The 20113-nt window shown below is 38.7% G+C and carries 18 protein-coding genes and 1 other annotated feature; of the genes, 7 read left to right on the forward strand and 11 right to left on the reverse strand.

The features are described 5' to 3' along the window. Positions 1 to 2: 2 nt before the first annotated feature. The 4 genes from MKX72_RS24225 to MKX72_RS24240 form a co-directional block, all read right to left on the reverse strand. Positions 3 to 1595: an amidohydrolase gene (locus MKX72_RS24225; protein WP_047749744.1), complete on the reverse strand. Its 1593-nt coding sequence runs from the start codon at positions 1593 to 1595 to the stop codon at positions 3 to 5. 123 nt (positions 1596 to 1718) lie between these two features. Further along, positions 1719 to 1907 carry an alpha/beta-type small acid-soluble spore protein gene (locus tag MKX72_RS24230; protein ID WP_028411804.1) on the reverse strand — a complete coding sequence of 63 codons (189 nt, stop codon included), beginning with the start codon at positions 1905 to 1907 and terminating at the stop codon, positions 1719 to 1721. A gap of 89 nt (positions 1908 to 1996) precedes the next feature. After that, positions 1997 to 3208: a tRNA uracil 4-sulfurtransferase ThiI gene (thiI, locus tag MKX72_RS24235; protein ID WP_028411805.1), complete on the reverse strand. Its 1212-nt coding sequence runs from the start codon at positions 3206 to 3208 to the stop codon at positions 1997 to 1999. A gap of 6 nt (positions 3209 to 3214) precedes the next feature. Next, a complete protein-coding gene (locus tag MKX72_RS24240) occupies positions 3215 to 4357 on the reverse strand; it encodes a cysteine desulfurase family protein (protein ID WP_028411806.1) in 1143 nt (380 codons plus the stop codon). A gap of 222 nt (positions 4358 to 4579) precedes the next feature. Between MKX72_RS24240 and brnQ the strand changes: the two genes are divergently transcribed. Then, the gene (gene brnQ / locus MKX72_RS24245; protein WP_033579604.1) at positions 4580 to 5935 is read left to right on the forward strand and encodes a branched-chain amino acid transport system II carrier protein; all 1356 of its coding nucleotides are present in this window, start codon (positions 4580 to 4582) and stop codon (positions 5933 to 5935) included. A gap of 30 nt (positions 5936 to 5965) precedes the next feature. Here brnQ and ezrA read toward each other — a convergent pair whose 3' ends face one another. Next, positions 5966 to 7657, reverse strand: coding sequence for a septation ring formation regulator EzrA (gene ezrA, locus MKX72_RS24250; protein WP_028411807.1), 1692 nt, complete (start codon positions 7655 to 7657; stop codon positions 5966 to 5968). 213 nt (positions 7658 to 7870) lie between these two features. Between ezrA and hisJ the strand changes: the two genes are divergently transcribed. After that, positions 7871 to 8665: a histidinol-phosphatase HisJ gene (gene hisJ, locus MKX72_RS24255; protein ID WP_155007622.1), complete on the forward strand. Its 795-nt coding sequence runs from the start codon at positions 7871 to 7873 to the stop codon at positions 8663 to 8665. On the opposite strand, the gene refZ is transcribed toward hisJ, so the two are convergent. Next, entirely contained in the window at positions 8657 to 9304 is a 648-nt protein-coding gene (refZ, locus tag MKX72_RS24260) for a forespore capture DNA-binding protein RefZ (protein WP_013059482.1), read from the reverse strand. The two genes, hisJ and refZ, sit on opposite strands and share 9 nt — an antisense overlap. Before the next feature lie 217 nt (positions 9305 to 9521). On the opposite strand from refZ, the gene MKX72_RS24265 reads away from it, so the two are divergent. Both MKX72_RS24265 and rpsD read left to right on the forward strand, forming a co-directional pair. After that, positions 9522 to 10001 (forward strand): GAF domain-containing protein, encoded by a 480-nt coding sequence (locus MKX72_RS24265; RefSeq protein WP_155007621.1) that lies wholly within the window; start codon positions 9522 to 9524, stop codon positions 9999 to 10001. A gap of 416 nt (positions 10002 to 10417) precedes the next feature. Beyond that, a complete protein-coding gene (gene rpsD / locus MKX72_RS24270; RefSeq protein ID WP_013059485.1) occupies positions 10418 to 11020 on the forward strand; it encodes a 30S ribosomal protein S4 in 603 nt (200 codons plus the stop codon). 72 nt (positions 11021 to 11092) lie between these two features. Here rpsD and tyrS read toward each other — a convergent pair whose 3' ends face one another. Further along, entirely contained in the window at positions 11093 to 12352 is a 1260-nt protein-coding gene (gene tyrS / locus MKX72_RS24275) for a tyrosine--tRNA ligase (protein ID WP_028411808.1), read from the reverse strand. A gap of 73 nt (positions 12353 to 12425) precedes the next feature. Further along, positions 12426 to 12636: a binding site (T-box leader), on the reverse strand. Between the two features lie 139 nt (positions 12637 to 12775). Then, the gene (acsA, locus tag MKX72_RS24280; RefSeq protein ID WP_028411809.1) at positions 12776 to 14491 is read right to left on the reverse strand and encodes an acetate--CoA ligase; all 1716 of its coding nucleotides are present in this window, start codon (positions 14489 to 14491) and stop codon (positions 12776 to 12778) included. A gap of 284 nt (positions 14492 to 14775) precedes the next feature. Here acsA and MKX72_RS24285 point away from each other — a divergent pair, with 284 nt between their 5' ends. From MKX72_RS24285 to MKX72_RS24295, 3 genes are read left to right on the forward strand one after another with little or no spacing between them, the layout of a single operon-like run. Further along, the gene (locus tag MKX72_RS24285) at positions 14776 to 15408 is read left to right on the forward strand and encodes a hypothetical protein (protein WP_028411810.1); all 633 of its coding nucleotides are present in this window, start codon (positions 14776 to 14778) and stop codon (positions 15406 to 15408) included. 30 nt (positions 15409 to 15438) lie between these two features. Continuing rightward, positions 15439 to 16080, forward strand: coding sequence for an acetoin utilization AcuB family protein (locus tag MKX72_RS24290; protein ID WP_028411811.1), 642 nt, complete (start codon positions 15439 to 15441; stop codon positions 16078 to 16080). Continuing rightward, positions 16080 to 17243 (forward strand): acetoin utilization protein AcuC, encoded by a 1164-nt coding sequence (locus MKX72_RS24295; RefSeq protein WP_028411812.1) that lies wholly within the window; start codon positions 16080 to 16082, stop codon positions 17241 to 17243. The genes MKX72_RS24290 and MKX72_RS24295 overlap by 1 nt, the downstream gene beginning before the upstream one ends. Positions 17244 to 17272: 29 nt before the next feature. Here the strand turns inward: MKX72_RS24295 and motS are convergent, their stop codons facing one another. Genes motS through ccpA form a run of 3 tightly spaced genes read right to left on the reverse strand, consistent with a single transcriptional unit; the run spans position 17273 to position 19774 of the window. Further along, positions 17273 to 17929, reverse strand: a complete 657-nt coding sequence (gene motS / locus MKX72_RS24300) for a flagellar motor protein MotS (RefSeq protein WP_080754457.1) — start codon at positions 17927 to 17929, stop codon at positions 17273 to 17275. After that, entirely contained in the window at positions 17919 to 18722 is an 804-nt protein-coding gene (motP, locus tag MKX72_RS24305; protein WP_033579602.1) for a flagellar motor protein MotP, read from the reverse strand. Before motP ends, motS begins: the two co-directional genes overlap by 11 nt. Positions 18723 to 18775: 53 nt before the next feature. Further along, the gene (gene ccpA / locus MKX72_RS24310) at positions 18776 to 19774 is read right to left on the reverse strand and encodes a catabolite control protein A (protein WP_013059493.1); all 999 of its coding nucleotides are present in this window, start codon (positions 19772 to 19774) and stop codon (positions 18776 to 18778) included. Between the last annotated feature and the right edge of the window lie 339 nt (positions 19775 to 20113).

Genomic DNA, 20113 nt, shown 5'->3' on the forward strand with positions numbered 1-20113 from the left:
TTTTATTTTTGATATACAATTTCTCCATCAATAGCAGTCATCTGCACCCGTACCCCTGGAATATCATCTGCAGGTATCTCAAACAGATCTCTTTCTAATACGGTAAAATCAGCTACATAACCCTTTTGAACGTATCCTTTTTTATGCTCTTGATGAATGGCCTGCGCGCTTCCTAACGTAAACAGCTGAACAGCTTCAAATACAGTCAGTCGCTCAGAAGGTATGTAAACGACCGAGCTGTTTGGAGAAGTTTTTCTTGAAACCGCTGCATGAATCGTTAACATTGGATTGATAGGTTCAATAGGCGCATCCGATCCACCTGCACACATAACGCCCTCGTCCAATAACGTTTTCCACGCATAGCAATAATCCAAATGCTCTTCTCCAATTTTTTCAATAACCCATGGAAAATCGCTGGCTAAAAACCGAGGCTGAATATCCAATACAACAGGAAGATTTTTTACACGATCAACTAAATCTTTTCGTAAAATCTGCGCATGAATGATACGATCTCTTCGCCCTGTTTGAGGAGGGTATTGCTCGATGCTTTCTACTACATATTGAAACGCTAAATCACCAATCGCATGAATTGCAACGGTCATGCCCAATTCTCTCGCTTTCCTCACTAGCTGCTTTAATTCATCTAGTGATTGAATAGCTACACCTCTTGTAGAAGGGTCGCTTTTGTAGGGAAAGCTTAAAAGCGCAGATTGACTGCCAAGCGAACCATCAGCAAAAATCTTCATTGGTCCTATTTCAATAAAATTGGATGTGTCTTTCTTTTCTTCACAGTATGTATACATATCATCTACAACTTCATGATGAACAAGTAAATGAGCACGAAACAGCTGCTTTTCTTTATGAATAACGTCTTGAAATGCTTGATATGTACGCAGAAAGCCTCCATAATAATTTAAATCTTCCGTATGTCCACCCGTTAATCCGTGCCGAACACAATCTTTAATGGCCACTGAGAGCGCTTGTCGAATGTATGCTTCTGATACTTGAGGAATATGAGCCGTTACTAATTCTTGCGCTTGATCAGCCAAAAAACCGGTAGGATTTCCAGCTTCATCCCTCTGGATAATGCCTCCTTCCGGATCACGTGTTTCAGCTGTAATTCCGGCTATTTTAAGAGCTGTTCCGTTCGCTACTAATCCGTGACGACAAACTCGCTTCAACATAATAGGATGTTCAGTTGAAAGCTGATCAAGATCTTGATACTGAATCAATGAGGAATCTTCCCACTGATTTTCATCCCAGCCTTCCCCGATCACCCATTCTCCTTTTGGTGTACTCTCTACTTTTTGTCGAACACGCCTCAACACGTCTTCCCGAGAAGTAGCTTGAGACAAATCAAGCCGAAGAAGCTTTTCACCGTGACCAATCAAGTGAAGATGGCTATCTACAAAGCCAGGGTACATTGTATATCCTTTGAGGTGTACTTCGTTTTCAATTGCAGGACCCCATTTGATTCTTAACTCTTCTTCTGCACCTATATCTTCAATAAATCCTTTTTCAACATATACGCTTTCTACATGTTCATCTTCTTTTCGCATCGTATATATTTTGCCGCCGTAAAATAAAGTTCCCATCGCCAACATCTCCTTTACTTTATAAAGCTTGACCTTTTCTCTATTATACGTGACAAAACAAACAAGACAAAAGAGTGGGGTTTCCCCCACTCTTTTTAGCCATCACTATTTAATTAATATGACTTATTTACCACCAAGTTGTTGCTCAGCTAGTTGAACTAAGCGTTTAGTGATTTCTCCACCAACAGATCCGTTAGCGCGAGCTGTTGCTTCTGGTCCAAGATTTACACCGAATTCAGAAGCGATTTCGTATTTCATTTGGTCGATAGCAGCTGCTGAACCAGGAGCTACTAATTTGTTTGTGTTTGCCATGTGTTTTCACCTCCTTGTTGAATATAGATTGTGTCAAAACACATGGCTTCATACATGATCTCTTTTGGTAATTTTATGAAATTTTACTTTTAAAACAAATCTTCGACGTTCTCTGCCGTATTTGTAGCCGAAGAAGCAGTCATTTCAAGCGTTTCTACATTATTTACCGCTTCTTGAATTAATGTTTCAAAATCATAAAATTGTTCGTATCGATTGATTTTTTCACGCTTTGGCTTCGTTTTAGGTGAGCTTGGCGTAAAAATGGTACAGCAGTCTTCATACGGACGATTCGAAATTTCATGCGTATCAATCTTACGGGCAATTTCAACAATCTCCGTTTTATCCATTGTCACAAGCGGACGCAAAATTGGCGTATTCGTCACTTCATTAATCGCATACATGCTCTCAACAGTTTGGCTAGCTACTTGCCCTAAGCTGTCTCCAGTTACGATAGCTAACGATTCATTTTTTTCACGAATGAGGTCCGTAATTCGAAGCATCATACGACGTGTAGAAGTCATCGTATAATTCTCTGGAATTTGTTTTTGAATCGCTTGCTGCACAGCTGTAAACGGTACAATGTGCAGCTTTACTTTTTCGTGATAAGCCGTTAATTTTTGCGTTAAATCAATTACTTTTTGCTTAGAACGTTCACTTGTAAAAGGCGGACTATAAAAATGAACCGCTTCTATTTCTAAACCGCGCTTCATAGCTAAGTATCCTGCAACCGGGCTGTCGATTCCTCCAGAAAGCATGAGCATCGCTTTTCCACTCGTACCAACTGGAAGACCCCCTGCTCCGCGATAATCAAAACATGTAATATACGTTGCTTCACTTCTCACTTCTACTCGTACATTTACGCTTGGCTCTTTTACATTTACTTGTAGATGCTCTGTATTTCGTAGAATATGACTTCCTACTGCATAATTTAATTCATTTGTATCAAGAGGAAATTGTTTGTACGCTCTTCGAGTAGATACTTTGAACGTTTTTCCTTCTATATCAAATTCTTTCATTGCTTCTAGCGCTGCTTCTTGAATGGCTTCAAGTTCATTTTCAACTTTTAATGCTAAACTAAAACTTTGAATACCAAAGATTTGCTGAAGACGTTCAATGATAGGCTCGTGATTTTCACCATTTAAGTGAATATACATGCGGTCTCTTGTGTATTTTACGTGAATGTTTTGGAATGCACTAAGAGCCGTTACAATATTTTTTCTTAGCTGCGCAACAAATTTTTTTCTATTTTGTCCTTTAGTGGAAATTTCTCCGTATCGAATTAAAATATGGTTATATATCATAGTTATTTACCTCATTACTTTCTTTAGATCTTCAATTACTGTGAAAATAGCATTTATAATGGGCGTTACTTCATTATAGTCATTTAATCCTGACAAGCTCAAACGAATGGACTGATCGGCTTCTTCGTAATTTTTACCGATAGCTAAAAGCGTTTTACTTGGCTTTTTTCGTTTTGATGAGCAGGCAGATGTAGTTGATACAAACACTCCTTTTTCTTCAAGAGCGTGAACAAAAACCTCACCTTTAATACCTTGCGCTGTAAAATTTATAATATGGGGAGCTGAATGCTCATTCGGCGTATTAATCGTGATTCTTTCGTGAGCAGAAAGTTTGTCCATCAGTTCTGCTTTTATTTTCTGCATTTTTTGCTGATTCTGAGCTGCATGTTCAAGTGTTAAACGAAGTGCTTTAGCAAATGCTACGATTCCCGGAACATTTTCCGTGCCTGATCGATGCTGCATTTCCTGAGAGCCTCCGCTAAGCAACGGATGAAGCTGAACTCCATTCCGTTTATATAAAATCCCCGTTCCTTTTAAGCCGTGAATTTTGTGTCCTGATAATGTGCATAAATCAATTTTATGATTTGCTAAAGAAAGCGGAACTTTTCCAATCCCCTGCACATGATCGACATGAAAAAGCACCTTCGAATAGTTCGTGAGCATCTGTCCAATTTCTTCAATTGGCTGAATGGTGCCAATTTCATTATTTACATGCATAACGGATACTAAAATGGTTTCATCCGTAATAGCTGATTCAATAGCCGCAGGTGACACAAATCCATTTGAATCTACCGGAACATACGTCACATGAAACCCTAGTGCTTCTAACTGCTTAAATGGTTCATGAACAGAATCATGTTCAATATTTGTCGTAATAATATGCTGACCTCGGCTTTTATATTGCATCGCTACGCCTTTAATAGCTAAATTATTCCCTTCCGTTCCTCCTGATGTAAAGATAATTTCATTTGACGATACGTGCAGCAATTCTGCTACTTGCTCACGTGAACGGCTCAACAAATTCTCCGCCTGTACGCCAAATTGATGGAGGGACGATGGATTGCCATAATAAGTTGTAGCTACTTTGGTAAAAGATTTTATGACTTCATTATAGGGTTTTGTTGTAGCGCTATTATCTAAATAAATCAAGGATGCGCGCCCCCTTCTTCATTTTTTCGGAACAACGTATTATCATACCACACCTTGGTATTTTTTTAAATTAGGCGTTCCTTTTATTATTGATAAACTATTTAGATTTTTTCAAAAAAACCTATATATGATTCCATAAATGTGGTAGTATGTATCACGTACTTTTAGTTTTTAAAAAGTCAGAAAATTTAATCATCAACATAAGAAACACTAGGAGGCATTATGAAAACCAAAGCACTCACTAACAAAGAAATACTCGCCATCGGTCTTATGCTGTTTGCTCTCTTTTTCGGAGCGGGAAATATGATTTTCCCTCCTTTGCTCGGACAGCAAGCCGGAACACACACTTGGAGTTCCATTATCGGTTTTCTCATTACAGGTGTAGGACTTCCGCTTATGGGGATAATCGCTGTTTCTAAAAGCAATGGAAACTTTACCGAAGTAGCTAAAAAAGTTCACCCTATTTTCGGGATTTCTTTTACTATATTGCTTTACTTAGCAATTGGCCCTTTTTTTGGTATACCCAGAACGGATACAGTAGCGTTTGAAATCGGTGTGACCCCATTTTTATCAGAAAATGCGGTTGCAAGCAAGATTCCTTTAATGGTCTATACCGTTATTTTCTTTGGACTAACACTTTATTTATCATTGAATCCAACTAAAATTGTTGATCGCATAGGAAAAATTCTAACTCCTTTACTGCTCGCAGTATTAGCTCTTTTAGCTATCAAAAGTTTAATGACACCTATGGGTTCTTTTCAAGAACCTCACGCCAAATATATAGCCTCTCCATTTACGGGCGGCTTTATTGATGGATATTTGACAATGGATACAATTGCAGCTCTCGTATTTGGCATCGTTGTTATCAACAGTATTAAGGAAAAAGGCGTAACGGACGAACGAACACTCGCTTCGGTATGTATCAAAGCCGGGTTGATTGCTGCTGCTGGGTTAGCTATCGTTTATCTTTCTCTCGCGTATGTCGGCGCTTCAAGCGTAGAAGCAATTGGTATGAAAGAAAATGGAGGAGCTATTTTAACAGCTGTAGCTACAACATTATTCGGTTCGTTTGGCACCATTATTTTAGGACTTGCTATTACATTTGCTTGTCTAACGACAGCCATCGGATTAACTTCTGCTTGCGCACGATTTTTCACGCAGCTGGTGCCAAGCATGTCATATAAAACATTTGTTGTCATTTTAATGCTGTTTAGTGCTGTTATTTCAAATGTAGGGCTTACTCAATTAATTTCTATTTCCATACCTATTTTGACCTTTGTATACCCTATTGCCATTACGCTAATTGCTTTATCATTAATTGAAAGAGCCATTTCGTTCGGTCGAGAAGTATATGTGACAGCCGTAATCATTAGCTCGATTCTGAGCATTTTTGACGGGTTAAAAGCAGCAGGAATTATCTTAACAAGCATAGACGATTTTTTCAAAAACTATTTGCCCCTTTATAGCCAAGGCCTTGGCTGGCTTATTCCAACAGTTGCTGCTGCCTTCATAGGCTATATTATTAGCATTGCAAGAGGTACACATCACACGGATAGTATACAAAGAAAAGCATCATAAAAAAGCTCGTGTCCAAAGGACACGAGCTTTTTAACTCTGTGAAGATACAATACGCTGTATACGATCAAGCGCACCAGGGTCCACTTGCTCAATAGCTGCAGATGCCTGTTTTAACGCTTCTTTGTATTCATAATGACGAAATGCTTCTTCTGCTTCTTCTAAAGACTGTGCAATCGAGTGATGAGTACTTCTATAACGGTTCCCGTATTGAATCACTCTTTCAACGAGTCGCGCTTCCTCTAACATTGCCTCTGTTTCATCAAATGTATCTTGAACAAAACCAACAGCATCTTCAAGTAAAGATTGAACAGCTTGAATATTAAGGGGTTTTTCTTTCAGCTTAGCGGTTACTTCATTTAAGATATGAACCGTTTTTTCAAGCTGCACTTTATATTCTTCAGGAACACCGGGAAGGTTGCTTTTTTGAATAAGGCGTCGTGCTTCAATCAACTGAGCTTTCAGTTCTTCTATTTTGTCCTTAGCTGAGAGCTCATCTTTGCGAAGAGCTTGTAGCATATCGCTATAGGATTCCTGAGATTCTTTTAATTGATTAAGCTGTTTGGAAACGTCTTCGAGTTCTTCTTGGATCACACTGTAGGCTAAATTGTGCTCCGCTACCTTGTCCGAAATATTATAGTACAAGTTAGTTAATCGTTTTAGTTCGCGATCCATTTTGTAATATACGTCTAAATCGCGCTCTTTAAAATGATAGCTCTGCTGTACAAATAGCGTTTCTTCACGAAGTTCACGGTTTCGTTCTTGAAGCATACGAAGGAAGTTAGATACCGTATGAGATTCACGGTTCATTTTATGATAGGAGAAAACCTCATGCTCAAGTGAGTCATATAACTGCTCTAAGCGTTCGTTAACATCATCTAGTTTTGTAATCGCTTCTTCCACATATAATTCTTCAATATCTGCAATAATTTCAGCAGTTTCTTGTTTTAAAAGCTCTACCGTTTCTTCTACTTGCAGATGATCTAACACATATCCCTGCTCACTCATTTCGCGGAACCCGTCAAGCAGCTCATTGAATTGAACAGGAAGAGTGGTCTGACACTCAACTAACACTTTCGGAATTTGTTCTAAATACGAATCAATAGCTGTTAAATCAGTTTTTAATTGAAGAACAATCTCACGTGCTTGAAGATAGTTTCCGTTAATCGTCTCTTCCTCGTATTTTTTAAACTGCTCTTTCGATGTATTAATTGCGTATTCTAACGTTTTTTCAGCATTTCCATAGGAATACCGATGTGCGAGCAATTTTTTCTTCACATGGCGGTGAAGCTGATTTAATTCCTCAATATCATATCGATTATCTTGTTCGCTACCAATTAAATTTTGAAGTTCAGTAAGTATGTTTTCAATATCTATCTTGGTTTGTTCTAAGGCTTGATCAATATGTATAGATAACTGCTTCGCTTTTTTAAATCGGTATTTATCTGCTGCTTCTTCCGTTTCAAACAGTTCTTTATCAATTTTGGGGAGATTAGTTGATATAATTTCATCCCACTGCTCACGCCAACGTTCAAATAGCTCTTCAGTTTGACCTGTCATGTTCAATTCTTTTACTTTTGAAATTTCCTCTGCAACTGGCGTATTTGCTAATTCGACTTTGATCGTTTCCAGGCGATCAATTTCTTGATAAATCTTTTTACGTGAAAACATTCCGTACACAACTAATCCGATAATGAGTATGATTAGTGCTATAATGAATTCCATACTAAGCCCCCTTACAGTGCGTTCTACATGACAAGTTTCTTATTTATAAAAAGGGTGAATTTAATCCTTTAAATTTTTTTGCGTCAATGTTTTTATGATACCATGTAAAGCCCAACTTTTGAGCAAAAAATTAAATTTTTTTATACAAAATATTGGCATGGAGTCACTTTGTGTCGTTACAATGGAAAAAGAAGAAAAAAGGAGGCATTTTTTATGAAAGTTGACAAACATATTCATACTCCATTTTGCCCACACGGTTCGCCTGATTCATTGCAACAATATGTTGAACAGGCGATTTCCCTGAACTTTGGCGAGATTTCGTTTACAGAGCATGCTCCGTTACCAAAAAGCTTCATTGATCCGACGCCTGATCGAGACAGCGGAATGGCTCCTGACAAACTTGATCGCTACATTCAAAACGTACAGCAAGTAAAAAAAGAATTTGAGCGCGATATTCGTATTAATATCGGATTGGAAGTTGACTTTATTGAAGGATTTGAACACGAAACAACAGAGTTCTTAAACGAATATGGTCCTTATCTCGATGACAGCATCCTTTCGGTTCACTTCTTAAAATATGAAGAAGAATATGACTGCCTGGATTTTAGCGCTGACGTATTTGCACATATTGTACAGAAATTCGGCAGCGTAAGCAAAGTATATGATAAGTATTACAACACGGTATTACGCTCTGTACAGGCCAATTTAGGCGTTTATAAGCCTAAGCGCATTGGTCATATGACACTCGTACATAAATTTCAAACTCGCTTTCCATATGAAGACACACTTTCCCCTATTATTTTATCAATACTCGATGAAATAAAAATGAAAAATCTGGCGTTGGATTATAATAGTGCAGGGTTGTTTAAACCTTTGTGCAAGGAAGCGTATCCAGCTCCCTTTGTCGTAAAGGCAGCCCAACAGAAAAAAATCCCTCTCGTATATGGGTCAGACGCCCACTGTGCGAAGGATTTAGGCCAAGGCTATGGAGAGCTCCATTTAGGATAATTGAACGCGCAGTTTGTTTGTCCGTTCATATGGCAAACATACCGTTGTGTGCACCCATTGCTCAAGCTCAATCGCATATTGCTGAACAAAATACGGTTCGTGAGGCAATATATGAAGAACTTCACTTAGATACTGAGGATGAAGATAAGGCATAGAGAGCATGCCCTTAAGCTCAATGATTGTAAAGGAAACGTGCAGCTTTCGAAACTCCTTTTCTTTCATCCCTCTTTCAAGGATTGTTTTTAAGTAGTATTTTTCCTTGGTTAAATACGTAGTCATAACTTCTCGAATTAAAATCGTGTCAAGAGAGATTTCTCTATATACAAGCCGGGCAATATGCCTATTTTCGTGCTGGTAATGTAAGATAGCTCGAATCATTACGATCATACTTTCTGTTGAAGACAGCTTTTTCATTTCTTGAAATGCTTGCTCCAGCACCCCAATATAACCTTCAAAATAAGAAATCACTAAACTTTCAAGTAATCCTTCTTTGCTATGAAAATAATATGAAATATTCGCTACGTTCACTTTCGCTTTTCCTGCAATCTCCCGCACCGACGTACCATCAAAACCTTTTACGTTAAAAAGAGAAACAGCCGCATCAATAATTTTCTCTTTCGTTTTTGACTGTACAGCCATCTATCTACACCTCATTTCGATTTATTTTTACCAAACACATATGATTGCAAAATTGTGTAGAAATCGTTACAGTATTTAAAAAGGATTTTAGTAGCCTCTCTACATAATTCGTGATAGGCTTTTTAGTTCCTGTAATCTTTTATCGACAAAGTAGCGTTAAAACTGACGTTTCCTGATAAAAATTCATTAAATCTTATGTTGAATGGAGGAGAATACATTGTTTAATGTCGAAAACTACAGCGGCTCAAAACAAAAAGATTATGAATTAGTAATTAAGCAATTACGCGCCTTATTAGAAGGAGAAAGCAATGCGATTGCTAATCTAGCAAATGCTTCAGCTTTGCTAAATCAATTTTTAAATGAAGTAAACTGGGTAGGTTTTTATTTAATGGAAGACGGGGAGTTAGTGCTTGGACCTTTCCAGGGACTGCCGGCTTGCGTTCGTATTCCACTTGGAAAAGGCGTATGCGGTACAGCAGCTCAAAATCAAAAAACAGAGCGAATTGAAGATGTTCACGCCTTCCCTGGCCACATTGCATGTGATGCCGCTTCTCAATCTGAAATCGTTGTACCAATTGTAAAAGACGGTCAGCTTTTAGGTGTTCTTGATATTGACAGTCCAATCAAAAATCGCTTTGATGAAATCGATCAACAGTATCTTGAAGAATTCGTCAAAGAACTCACTTCTTTTCTTTAAATATGAATAAGCAAAAAAAACCGCTGCAAATCAGCGGTTTTTGCTTATTAAACAAACGTTTGATTAGCCATCACCGCCGTTTTCTTACGTTCTTTCTTCTCTTTTCATACTTCAAATGAATATATCCTTTCTTTTACATTCTTTTAATCTTCAATCTTCCTTGACTTTATACGAGGAAACACCTATAATACTCGTTGTGTGAAATATTGCAGCTTATACAATCTTCTTTATGTTTTTTCATTTTGTTCCTCATTAAAAGGTTGTTTTACAGAAGTAGCAATTCTTTTAAAAAGATGGTGTATCGTGTAACTCTCTGCTGCTAGAGCGATGGTACATGAAAACAAAATGAGCATATCGCTAGAATGTGTCTGTTTTTGTTTTGCATAAAATAAAAACACAAACAAGGAGGAGTCATCATGGCTCGTTATACAGGTCCAAGTTGGAAAATCTCTCGTCGCTTAGGTCTTTCTCTAAGTGGTACAGGTAAAGAATTAGAAAAACGCCCTTACGCTCCAGGTCCACACGGCCCAGGTCAACGTAAGAAAATTTCTGAGTACGGTTTACAATTACAAGAAAAGCAAAAATTACGCCACATGTATGGTGTAACTGAGCGTCAATTCCGTAACTTATTCGTTGCTGCTGGTAAATTAACTGGTAAGCACGGTGAGAACTTCATGATTCTTTTAGAAGCTCGTCTTGATAACTTAGTATACCGTATGGGTCTTGCACGCACTCGTCGTCAAGCTCGTCAATTAGTTAACCACGGTCACGTTTTAGTTGACGGTAAACGCGTTGACATCCCATCTTACCGTGTACAACCTGGTCAAGTGATCGGTGTTCGCGAAAAATCTCGCAACCTTTCAATCGTGAAAGAAGCGCTTGAAGTTAACAACTTCGTACCAGACTACTTAACAGTAGACGCTGAGAAATTAGAAGGTACATTCACTCGCTTACCTGAGCGTTCTGAATTATCTGCTGAAATCAACGAAGCACTAATCGTAGAGTTCTACTCTCGTTAATAGTAAAAAGCCGTTCCCTATGGAGCGGCTTTTTTACTGTCTTTATACAAAAAAAGGCCTTTCGGCCTTTTTTTATGCGTATTGAATAAGCGTATATTTTTTCTTGCCTCGACGAATTACTGTAAATTGACCTTCAATACGGTCTTCTGCTCCTACTGTTTTTTGCAAATCTTGCTCACGCTCACCGTTTAAGTAAATCGCACCGTTTGAAATATCTTCACGCGCTTGACGTTTAGAAGGAGAGATTTTACTTTCTACAAGTAAATCGATTAAACCAATATCTTCACCTGTATGCGTGTAAGAAGGAACATCCTTGAATCCTTGCTTAATTTCTTCTGCTGTTAACTCTGAAATACTTCCGTTAAATAAAGCTTGCGAAATACGAATGGCTTGCTCAAGAGCTTCTTCACCGTGTACAAGCGTAGTCATCGCCGCTGCTAGTGCTTTTTGTGCTTCGCGTTTTTCAGGCGCTTCTTTTGCAGATGCTGCTAATTCATTAATTTCTTCATGTGATAAGAATGTAAAGTATTTTAAATATTTTATAACATCACGATCATCTGTATTAATCCAGAACTGGTAGAATTCATACGGACTTGTTTTTTCAGCGTCTAACCAAATTGCTCCGCCTTCTGTTTTACCGAACTTCGTGCCGTCTGCTTTTGTTACAAGCGGAACTGTTAATCCAAATGCTTTTGCATCTTCTTCTGATTTACGAATTAATTCTAAGCCAGCTGTAATATTTCCCCATTGGTCGCTGCCGCCAATTTGAAGCTTACAGTTATACGTTTGGTATAAGTTCAAGAAATCATATGATTGTAAAATCATGTAGCTGAATTCCGTAAATGAGATGCCTGATTCGATACGAGATTGAACAGAATCCTTTGCCATCATGTAGTTAATACCAAAGTTTTTACCGATATCTCGTAGGAATGTAATAACATCTAACGTGCCAATCCAGTCATAGTTATTCGCAATAACCGCTGCATTTTCACCTTCTTCAAAATCTAAGAAGCGTGAAAGCTGACCTTTAATACGCTCACTAAACATAGCAACCGTTTCTTTTTCATTTAACGTACGCTCTGCTTTTTTACCGCTTGGATCTCCAATAAGACCCGTACCTCCACCAACTAATGCAATCGGTTGGTGTCCAGCTTGTTGAAAGCGACGCAAAATTAAAACAGGAAGCATGTGGCCGATGTGAAGGCTGTCGGCTGTTGGATCGAATCCACAGTACAAACGAACAGACTCTTTACTCAAAAGTTCATTTAAACCTTTTTCATCCGTTTGTTGATTAATGAGCCCTCGAAACTCAAGATCTTGTAAAATATCCATGTTATATTCTCTCCTTTATCTAATTGCTCGTTACAATTTGTTGAACAACATAAAAAACGCCCCTTCTTAAAAAAGAAGGGACGAAAATATCGCGGTACCACCCTATTTGGAAATAAATTATTTCCCACTTAAATGATGTAACGGTCTACCCGTCTTTTGCTACTGTAAGTTCACAAAAGATGCTCAAGGACGTATTTCATATTTGTCTATGTACTGATTTTCAGCAACCATCAGCTCTCTTAAACAGGGAGACAAGTATTACTTCTTCCTATCACTGCAGTTTATTTTATTTAAAAGTTTACACCCCACAATTATGAATGATTTCATTTTAAAATTCAAGTCCAAAAAAAAGTTCAAACAGCTGGCTGTTTGAACTTTATAAAAATCACTTATTTTCCCTACAAAGATTGAAACGTTTACTCCTTAGTCTTCCATCGTCGACAAATCGCCCGTTGGCAAATCTAATTCCCACGCTTTTAAAACGCGACGCATAATTTTACCGCTTCGTGTTTTAGGTAGCTTATCTTTAAACTCGATTTCACGTGGAGCTGCATGAGCAGCTAACCCTTTTTTCACAAATTGACGAATATCTTCAATCAGTTCATCTGAAGATTCATACCCATCTCTAAGTGCGATAAACGCTTTAATAATTTCCCCACGCACAGGATCAGGCTTACCAATGACACCCGCTTCTGCTACAGCAGGGTGTTCAACAAGCTTACTTTCTACTTCAAATGGACCAACTCGTTCTCCTGCGGTCATAATAACGTCATCAATTCGGCCTTGGAACCAAAAATAACCGTCTTCATCCATATACGCGGAATCACCTGATACGTACCAGTCGCCTGGCATAAAGTATGACTCATACTTTTCCTTGTTGTTCCAAATTGCATGCATCATAGATGGCCAGCCTTTTTTAATTGCTAAGTTACCCATTCGATAAGGTGGAAGCTCTTGTCCTTGATCGTCAACGATTGCTGCTTGTACACCCGGAATAGGTTTTCCCATAGATCCTGGTTTAATTTTCATAGACGGGTAATTACAAATCGTCTGACCTCCAGTTTCAGTCATCCACCACGTGTCATGAATACGTTTTTGGAAAACCTTCATTCCCCAGCGTACCACTTCAGGATTTAATGGTTCTCCCACGCTTAATACATGTCTGAGGCTGCTTAAATCATAGCGTTTAACTAAGTCATCGCCAGCACCCATTAGCATACGAAATGCTGTAGGCGCACTGTACCAAACCGTTACGCCAAAGTCTTCAAGTGCTTGATACCATGCATCTGGACTAAAGCGTCCTCCTACAATCACATTTGTTGCTCCAGCAAGCCAAGGACCAAAAATTCCGTAGGAAGTTCCCGTTACCCAACCCGGATCTGCTGTACACCAATACACATCGTCATCTTTTAAGTCGAGCACCCACTTAGCAGTTTGATAATGCTGAAGCATTGCATTATGAACGTGAAGCACCCCTTTTGGTTTTCCAGTTGAACCTGATGTATAATGAAGCAGCATACCATCTGTTCTATCTACCCACTCAATCTCCACCTCTTTATTCGCCGCTTCTAATCGCTTCAGAAAATCTAGTTGAATGCCTTCTTCTGCTACATTTTCCCCTACAAGGAGAATGTGTTTTAAAGCTGGCAAATCCTTCACCGGAACGCGGCTCAGCAGTTCAGGCGTTGTAATTAACACTTTTGCATCACTGTCTTGCAAACGATCTTTTACTGCACCTTCCATGAATGCTTCAAACAAAGGCCCAACAATAGCGCCAAGCTTCACCGCGCCTAACAATGCAAAATAAAGTTCCGGAGAGCGAGGCATAAAGATAAACACACGATCTCCCTTCTCTACGTCTGCTTGTTTTAGCACGTTTGCGGCTTTGTTTGACCATTCTTTCATTTCTTTGAATGTATATTTTTCATTGCGCTGCGCATCTCGATAATAAAGCGCAACTTTATTTTTACGCGTAGAGTTTGCGTGCTTATCAATTGCTTCATAAGCTGCATTTAATTTACCTGTTTCATGCCATGAAAATTCCTTCTCCACTTGTGACCAGTCAAAGGTTTGATACGTTTTATCGTAGTCCTGTAAGTTGTATACCCCTTCAATTACAGGAAGCGCTTCCACCTTCATCACAAACTCCCCCTTATGTATAAAATTTACAAACCTATTATATAACAAAAATATACTTTTCACAATTTTATAAAAATTATTTGTCGGAATTGGGATAATAGTCTCCCTTGTTATATGACAACCTTTGTTGTATAAGTGTCGAATTAACAAGAATCTCTTTTAATTTCCTATTCTATGTTTTTGAAAAAACTCCTTTTCTTTTATTTAATTTTTTGAAAACGCTTTAATGTAGAGTTTTTTTTGTATTATAATACAGATAAGACTGCTTGAAGGTGGTGATTCATGTGAAACATTCCCAAACATACAATATGAAAGAACTAAAAACAGCGGTTGGAGCAATTGTTATTGAAGGACCTGTCTCCTCACAAACCTTGCAACAACTTGATTTTCATGAGCAACTAACGGCCTTTCGTCCACCTGAACAGCAAAAAGAAGCATTGATCGAGATTGCCAACTTGCCTGAAGGTAGAATCATTATTGCTCGTCATCATCATACAATCATTGGTTATGTCACCTTTTTATATCCCGATCCTCTAGAACGATGGTCGGAAGGAAATATGGAGAATTTAATCGAATTAGGAGCTATAGAGGTAGCTGCCCCGTTTCGCAGCTACGCTGTTGGAAAAAACTTGCTTATCGTATCTATGATGGATGATGCAATGGAAGATTATATTGTCATTACGACAGAATACTACTGGCATTGGGATTTAAAAGGAACAGGGCTAAATGTGTGGGATTACCGCAAAATTATGGAGAAAATGATGAATAAAGGCGGACTGACGTGGTTTGCCACAGATGATCCGGAGATTAGCTCCCACCCTGCTAATTGTTTGATGGTAAGAATCGGGAGCAGAGTCCCTCAAGAAAGCATACAAGAATTTGATAGCCTGCGCTTTCGAAATCGCTTTATGTATTGAGCTGACCTTTAAGAAAAGGAGCTGTGTCTGATGATTGTTGAAGAGATGATGAAAACCGATCTCGTTACCTTAACCCCCGACCATACGATTGCTGAAGCTATGAAACTTTTAGATACACATAAGATTAGACATATTCCTATCGTTAATGACCTTCATCACGTAGTTGGCATCATTTCTGATCGAGACGTAAGAGATGCAAGTCCATCTATTTTAGATAATACTTATACATCTGCTCTTCTATCCGAACCCGTGCGGATGATTATGAAAACAGAAGTCATTACAGCTCACCCTCTTGATTTTGTTGAAGAAATTGCAAGCATTTTTTATGAACACCAAATCGGTTGTATTCCCGTCACAAAAAACAAGCGGTTAGTAGGAGTTGTTACCGAAAGAGATCTACTACATACGTTTATTCAGCTTACTGGCACTAATAAGCCAGGTTCACAAATTGAAATAAAAGTAGAAAATAAGGCTGGCGTGCTCGCTGAAGTTACATCCCTCTTTGGTTCAAAGAGAACAAACATCTTAAGCGTACTTGTCTACCCTGATGTAGATGAACGATATAAAATCCTTGTGCTTCGCATTCAAGCTATTAACCCATTGATTAGTATAAATACATTAAAAGAAAACGGCTATGAGGTGCTATGGCCTAAATTACCGGAGATGACGTAATGACTAGTAATGCTGTATTTATTTATTCAGATGATATTCTTTCGTACAAATTCAGCAATAATCATCCGTTTAACCAGCTTCGTGTTCAACTAACATATGAACTGTTACGGGAATTTGGCGCTTTAGGCAATCAAGATATTGTATTACCGCGGATGGCATCTGATGAAGAACTTCAGCTTGTCCATGATACTAGCTATATTCAAGCGGTAAAATTAGCAGGAAGCGGCGAGCTTTCTGTTGAAAAAGCAGCAGATTTTGGTCTTGGAACAGAAGATACACCTATGTTTCCCAACATGCATGAAGCCAGTGCGTTTTTAGTTGGGGGTACACTTACGGCTGTAGATTATGTGATGACTGGAAAAGCTAAGCATGCTCTAAATTTAGGAGGAGGATTGCACCACGGCTTTCGAGGAAAAGCTTCCGGCTTCTGTATTTATAACGATAGCGCGGTAGCCATCAAATATATGCAGCAAAAGTACAACGCGCGCGTCCTCTATGTCGATACAGATGCTCACCATGGTGACGGCGTGCAATGGACATTTTATGACGATCCTTCCGTTTGTACTCTTTCCATTCATGAAACGGGACGCTACTTGTTTCCAGGCACGGGAAACGTTAACGAACGCGGGCACAGTGAAGGCTATGGTTATTCATTTAATGTGCCTGTTGATGCTTATACGGAAGATGAGTCTTGGCTCGACGTTTATAAGACCTCTTTAAAAGAAGTAGCTGCTTTTTTTAAACCAGATGTTATCTTGACACAAAATGGAGCCGATTCTCATTATTACGATCCGCTCACTCATTTATGCGGCACCACGAAAATATACCGTGAGATTCCTAAAATTGCTCATGAAATTGCCCATGAATACTGTCAGGGAAGATGGATTGCGGTTGGCGGAGGAGGTTATGATATTTGGCGGGTTGTTCCTCGGGCTTGGTCATTCATTTGGCTTGAAATGATTGAACGAAAGGCAGAAGGCATGCTTCCTCTATCATGGCTTGAAAAATGGACAAAAGTATCGCCTCACCCCATTTGCACGCAGTGGGATGATGAACCTAATATCTATCAGCCAATTCCAAGAAAACCAGAAATAACAGAAAAAAACGCTCAAACTCTTGAGCGCGCTCTTTATCCTATTCGTTCTCATACATCTCATTCTTAAAAAAAGGCTATACAAACGTATGGCCTTTTTCACTGTGCTTTGGGATCTGAAATAATAATTTCGACGCGTCTATTTTTTTGTAAATTGTCATTAGACGTGTTCGGAACAAGCGGCTTTGTATCTCCGTATCCAAGTGCTTCAAAGCGGTTAGCAGAAAGAGAAAAGTGGTTCGTTAAATAACGTATGACGCCGCTGGCACGCGCTGCCGATAGTTCCCAATTAGATGGATAACGATAGGTGTGAATAGGTCGATTATCGGTATGACCTTCTACTTTAATATCATTTGGAATAGTACTGAATAACCTTCCTAATTCATCCAGGAAAGGGGTACCTTTCTTCAAAATGTCTGCCTGTCCTGTTTCAAACAGCACCTGTTCTTGTAAAATAAGCACAACTCCGCGTTCATCTCGCTTAGCAGTAATAACATTCTGAAGCTTATTTTCCTTCAGGTAATTTTGCACTTTCGCTAAAATGTTATCCAGCTTTTGAGACTGCTGGCTCTTTTCTACAGAAGCTAATGAGCCACCGCTTGTAAGCGAATTGACAACGGTCTGAAACTTTTGATTATCAACGCTAGACATTGAAAATAGTAAAATAAAAAAAACTAATATTAACGTCACCAAATCAGCAAATGTTACCATCCATTTTGGCGACTGTGCCGAATACCTTTTTCTTCTACGCTTCACGAACGTGTTCTCTCTTTTCTTCCAGCTTTCGTTTTTCAACAGGGGCAAATACTTTTAGCTTTGCTTGCACAAAGCGAGAATTTTGCCCCGCCTGCAAGCCGATGACACCTTCAATAATCACTTCTTTAACAAAAAGCTCATGCTCCGTTTTACCAGCTAATTTAGCTGCGATTGGCTGAAAAAACAAGTTTGAAAGCAGCGCCCCGTAGAAAGTCGTTAAAAGAGCAATTGCCATGTTAGGCCCAAGCGATGAAGGGGTATTAAGGCTTTTAAGCATTAGTACTAGCCCAACGAGCGTCCCAATCATTCCCCAAGCGGGGGCATAATCGCCTGCTTTTTCAAACATACTTCGACCTCTCGTATGTCTTTCTTCTACTGCAGCTATTTCAGCTTCAAGCAGCTCTCGAATCATTTCTGGTTCTACTCCATCAATGGCTAGCAAAATACCTTTTTTCACAAATGAATCATCGATTTGTTCAAGCTCTGCTTCTAGCGATAGAAGCCCTTCTCGACGCGCTTTTTCCGATAAATGTACAAATGTTCCTACAATTTCTTCTACGTTTATTTCTTTCGATTGAAACGCTTGTTTCCCTACTCTTCCCATATTTTTTAATTGTTTTAACGGAAAGCTCACGCACAGCGTACCAAAAACGCCTCCCAGTACAATTAAAATCGATGGCACATCAATAAAAGCTAAAAAACCGCTCATTCCTCCACTTGAAATAACCCCAAACACAACCATAGAGATACCAATTAGTATCCCTATAGGTGTGAGCATATCAATTTTTTTCATATTCTATCTCCCCGTGTCTGAACTTTGGATTCGTTCTTATTCATTCACAGGTATTATTTTGTTGATTGTCTGAACTCGATGCGGTGAGGAAGCTGTACAATGCTGCTGTCTACCGTTTCTTTGTTCATGTATTTCGTTAAGAGACGCATCGCTACTGCACCAATATCATACATTGGCTGTACAACAGATGTTAACTGAGGACGAACCATTGTTGAAAGTCTTGTGTTATCAAAACCGATAACTTCTAGATCGTTTGGTACATTCAACCCGCGATCTTGTGCCCCGTGAATAACGCCTAATGCCATTTCATCCGTTCCAACGAAAATAGCAGTTGGCTTTTCATCTTCTTCTAATAGTTTTTCAACTGCTTCAATACCTGAATCGTACGTGTAGTCTCCTTCTACAATATAAGAATCGCGTACAGGCAATCCGCTTTCAGTAAGAGCACGCTTGTACCCTTTTACTTTTTTCGCATGATTGATCGGTTCTTCTAGCGTACCTGAAACGAATGCAATATTTTTATGACCGCTGTCAATTAGTGATTGCACTGCATCAAAAGCTGCTTGTTCATAATCAATAGTTACAGATGGGATTTGGTTAGTTGATTCGATTGATGCTGCAAGTACAACTGGAACCGGTGATTTTTTTAACTCTTCTACGTGTTCTTCCGTTACATTCCCACTCATGAAGATGATTCCGTCTACTTGTTTACCAAGCATGTTATTTAAAAGATGAAGTTCTTTATCTTGATTTTGGTCGGAGTTACTTAAGATGATATTATACTTGTACATTGTTGCAATATCTTCGATTCCACGCGCTAACTCTGCATAGAAAATATTTGAAATATCAGGAATGATAACTCCTACTGTCGTTGTTTTTTTACTGGCTAATCCACGCGCTACTGCGTTCGGACGATAGCCTAGTCTTTCAATTGTTTCTAATACTTTTTTTCTAGTTGATGGTTTTACATTTGGATTTCCGTTTACCACACGAGAAACCGTTGCCATCGACACGCTTGCTTCCCTTGCTACATCATAAATTGTTACGTTCACAACAAACACTCCTTATCGAAAAACATTTCGTTTATTTTATCCTTATTTCATTTCTTGTATTTACGTATATAAATCCATCTTCCTTTATAGAATGGCTATTTCTAGCTCCTTCACTCTTACATACAGCTTAGATACCCTGTATGCATCTAAATCATTCCTGTTATGCCCTTATTATTACGTGTGCAAAGACAATTTTACCAGTTTATATGTAACAATGTAAAAGACGGTGTATAGTAAGTAAATAAAAAAAGTGAATCGCGAATTTATATCATATGCACTCACAGAATGATAGCGAATATCTGTAACTACTATACGATACTATGTGCTTCACCGCAACGT

The sequence above is a fragment of the Priestia sp. FSL R5-0597 genome (genome assembly GCF_038006305.1).
GTDB lineage: Bacteria > Bacillota > Bacilli > Bacillales > Bacillaceae_H > Priestia > Priestia zanthoxyli.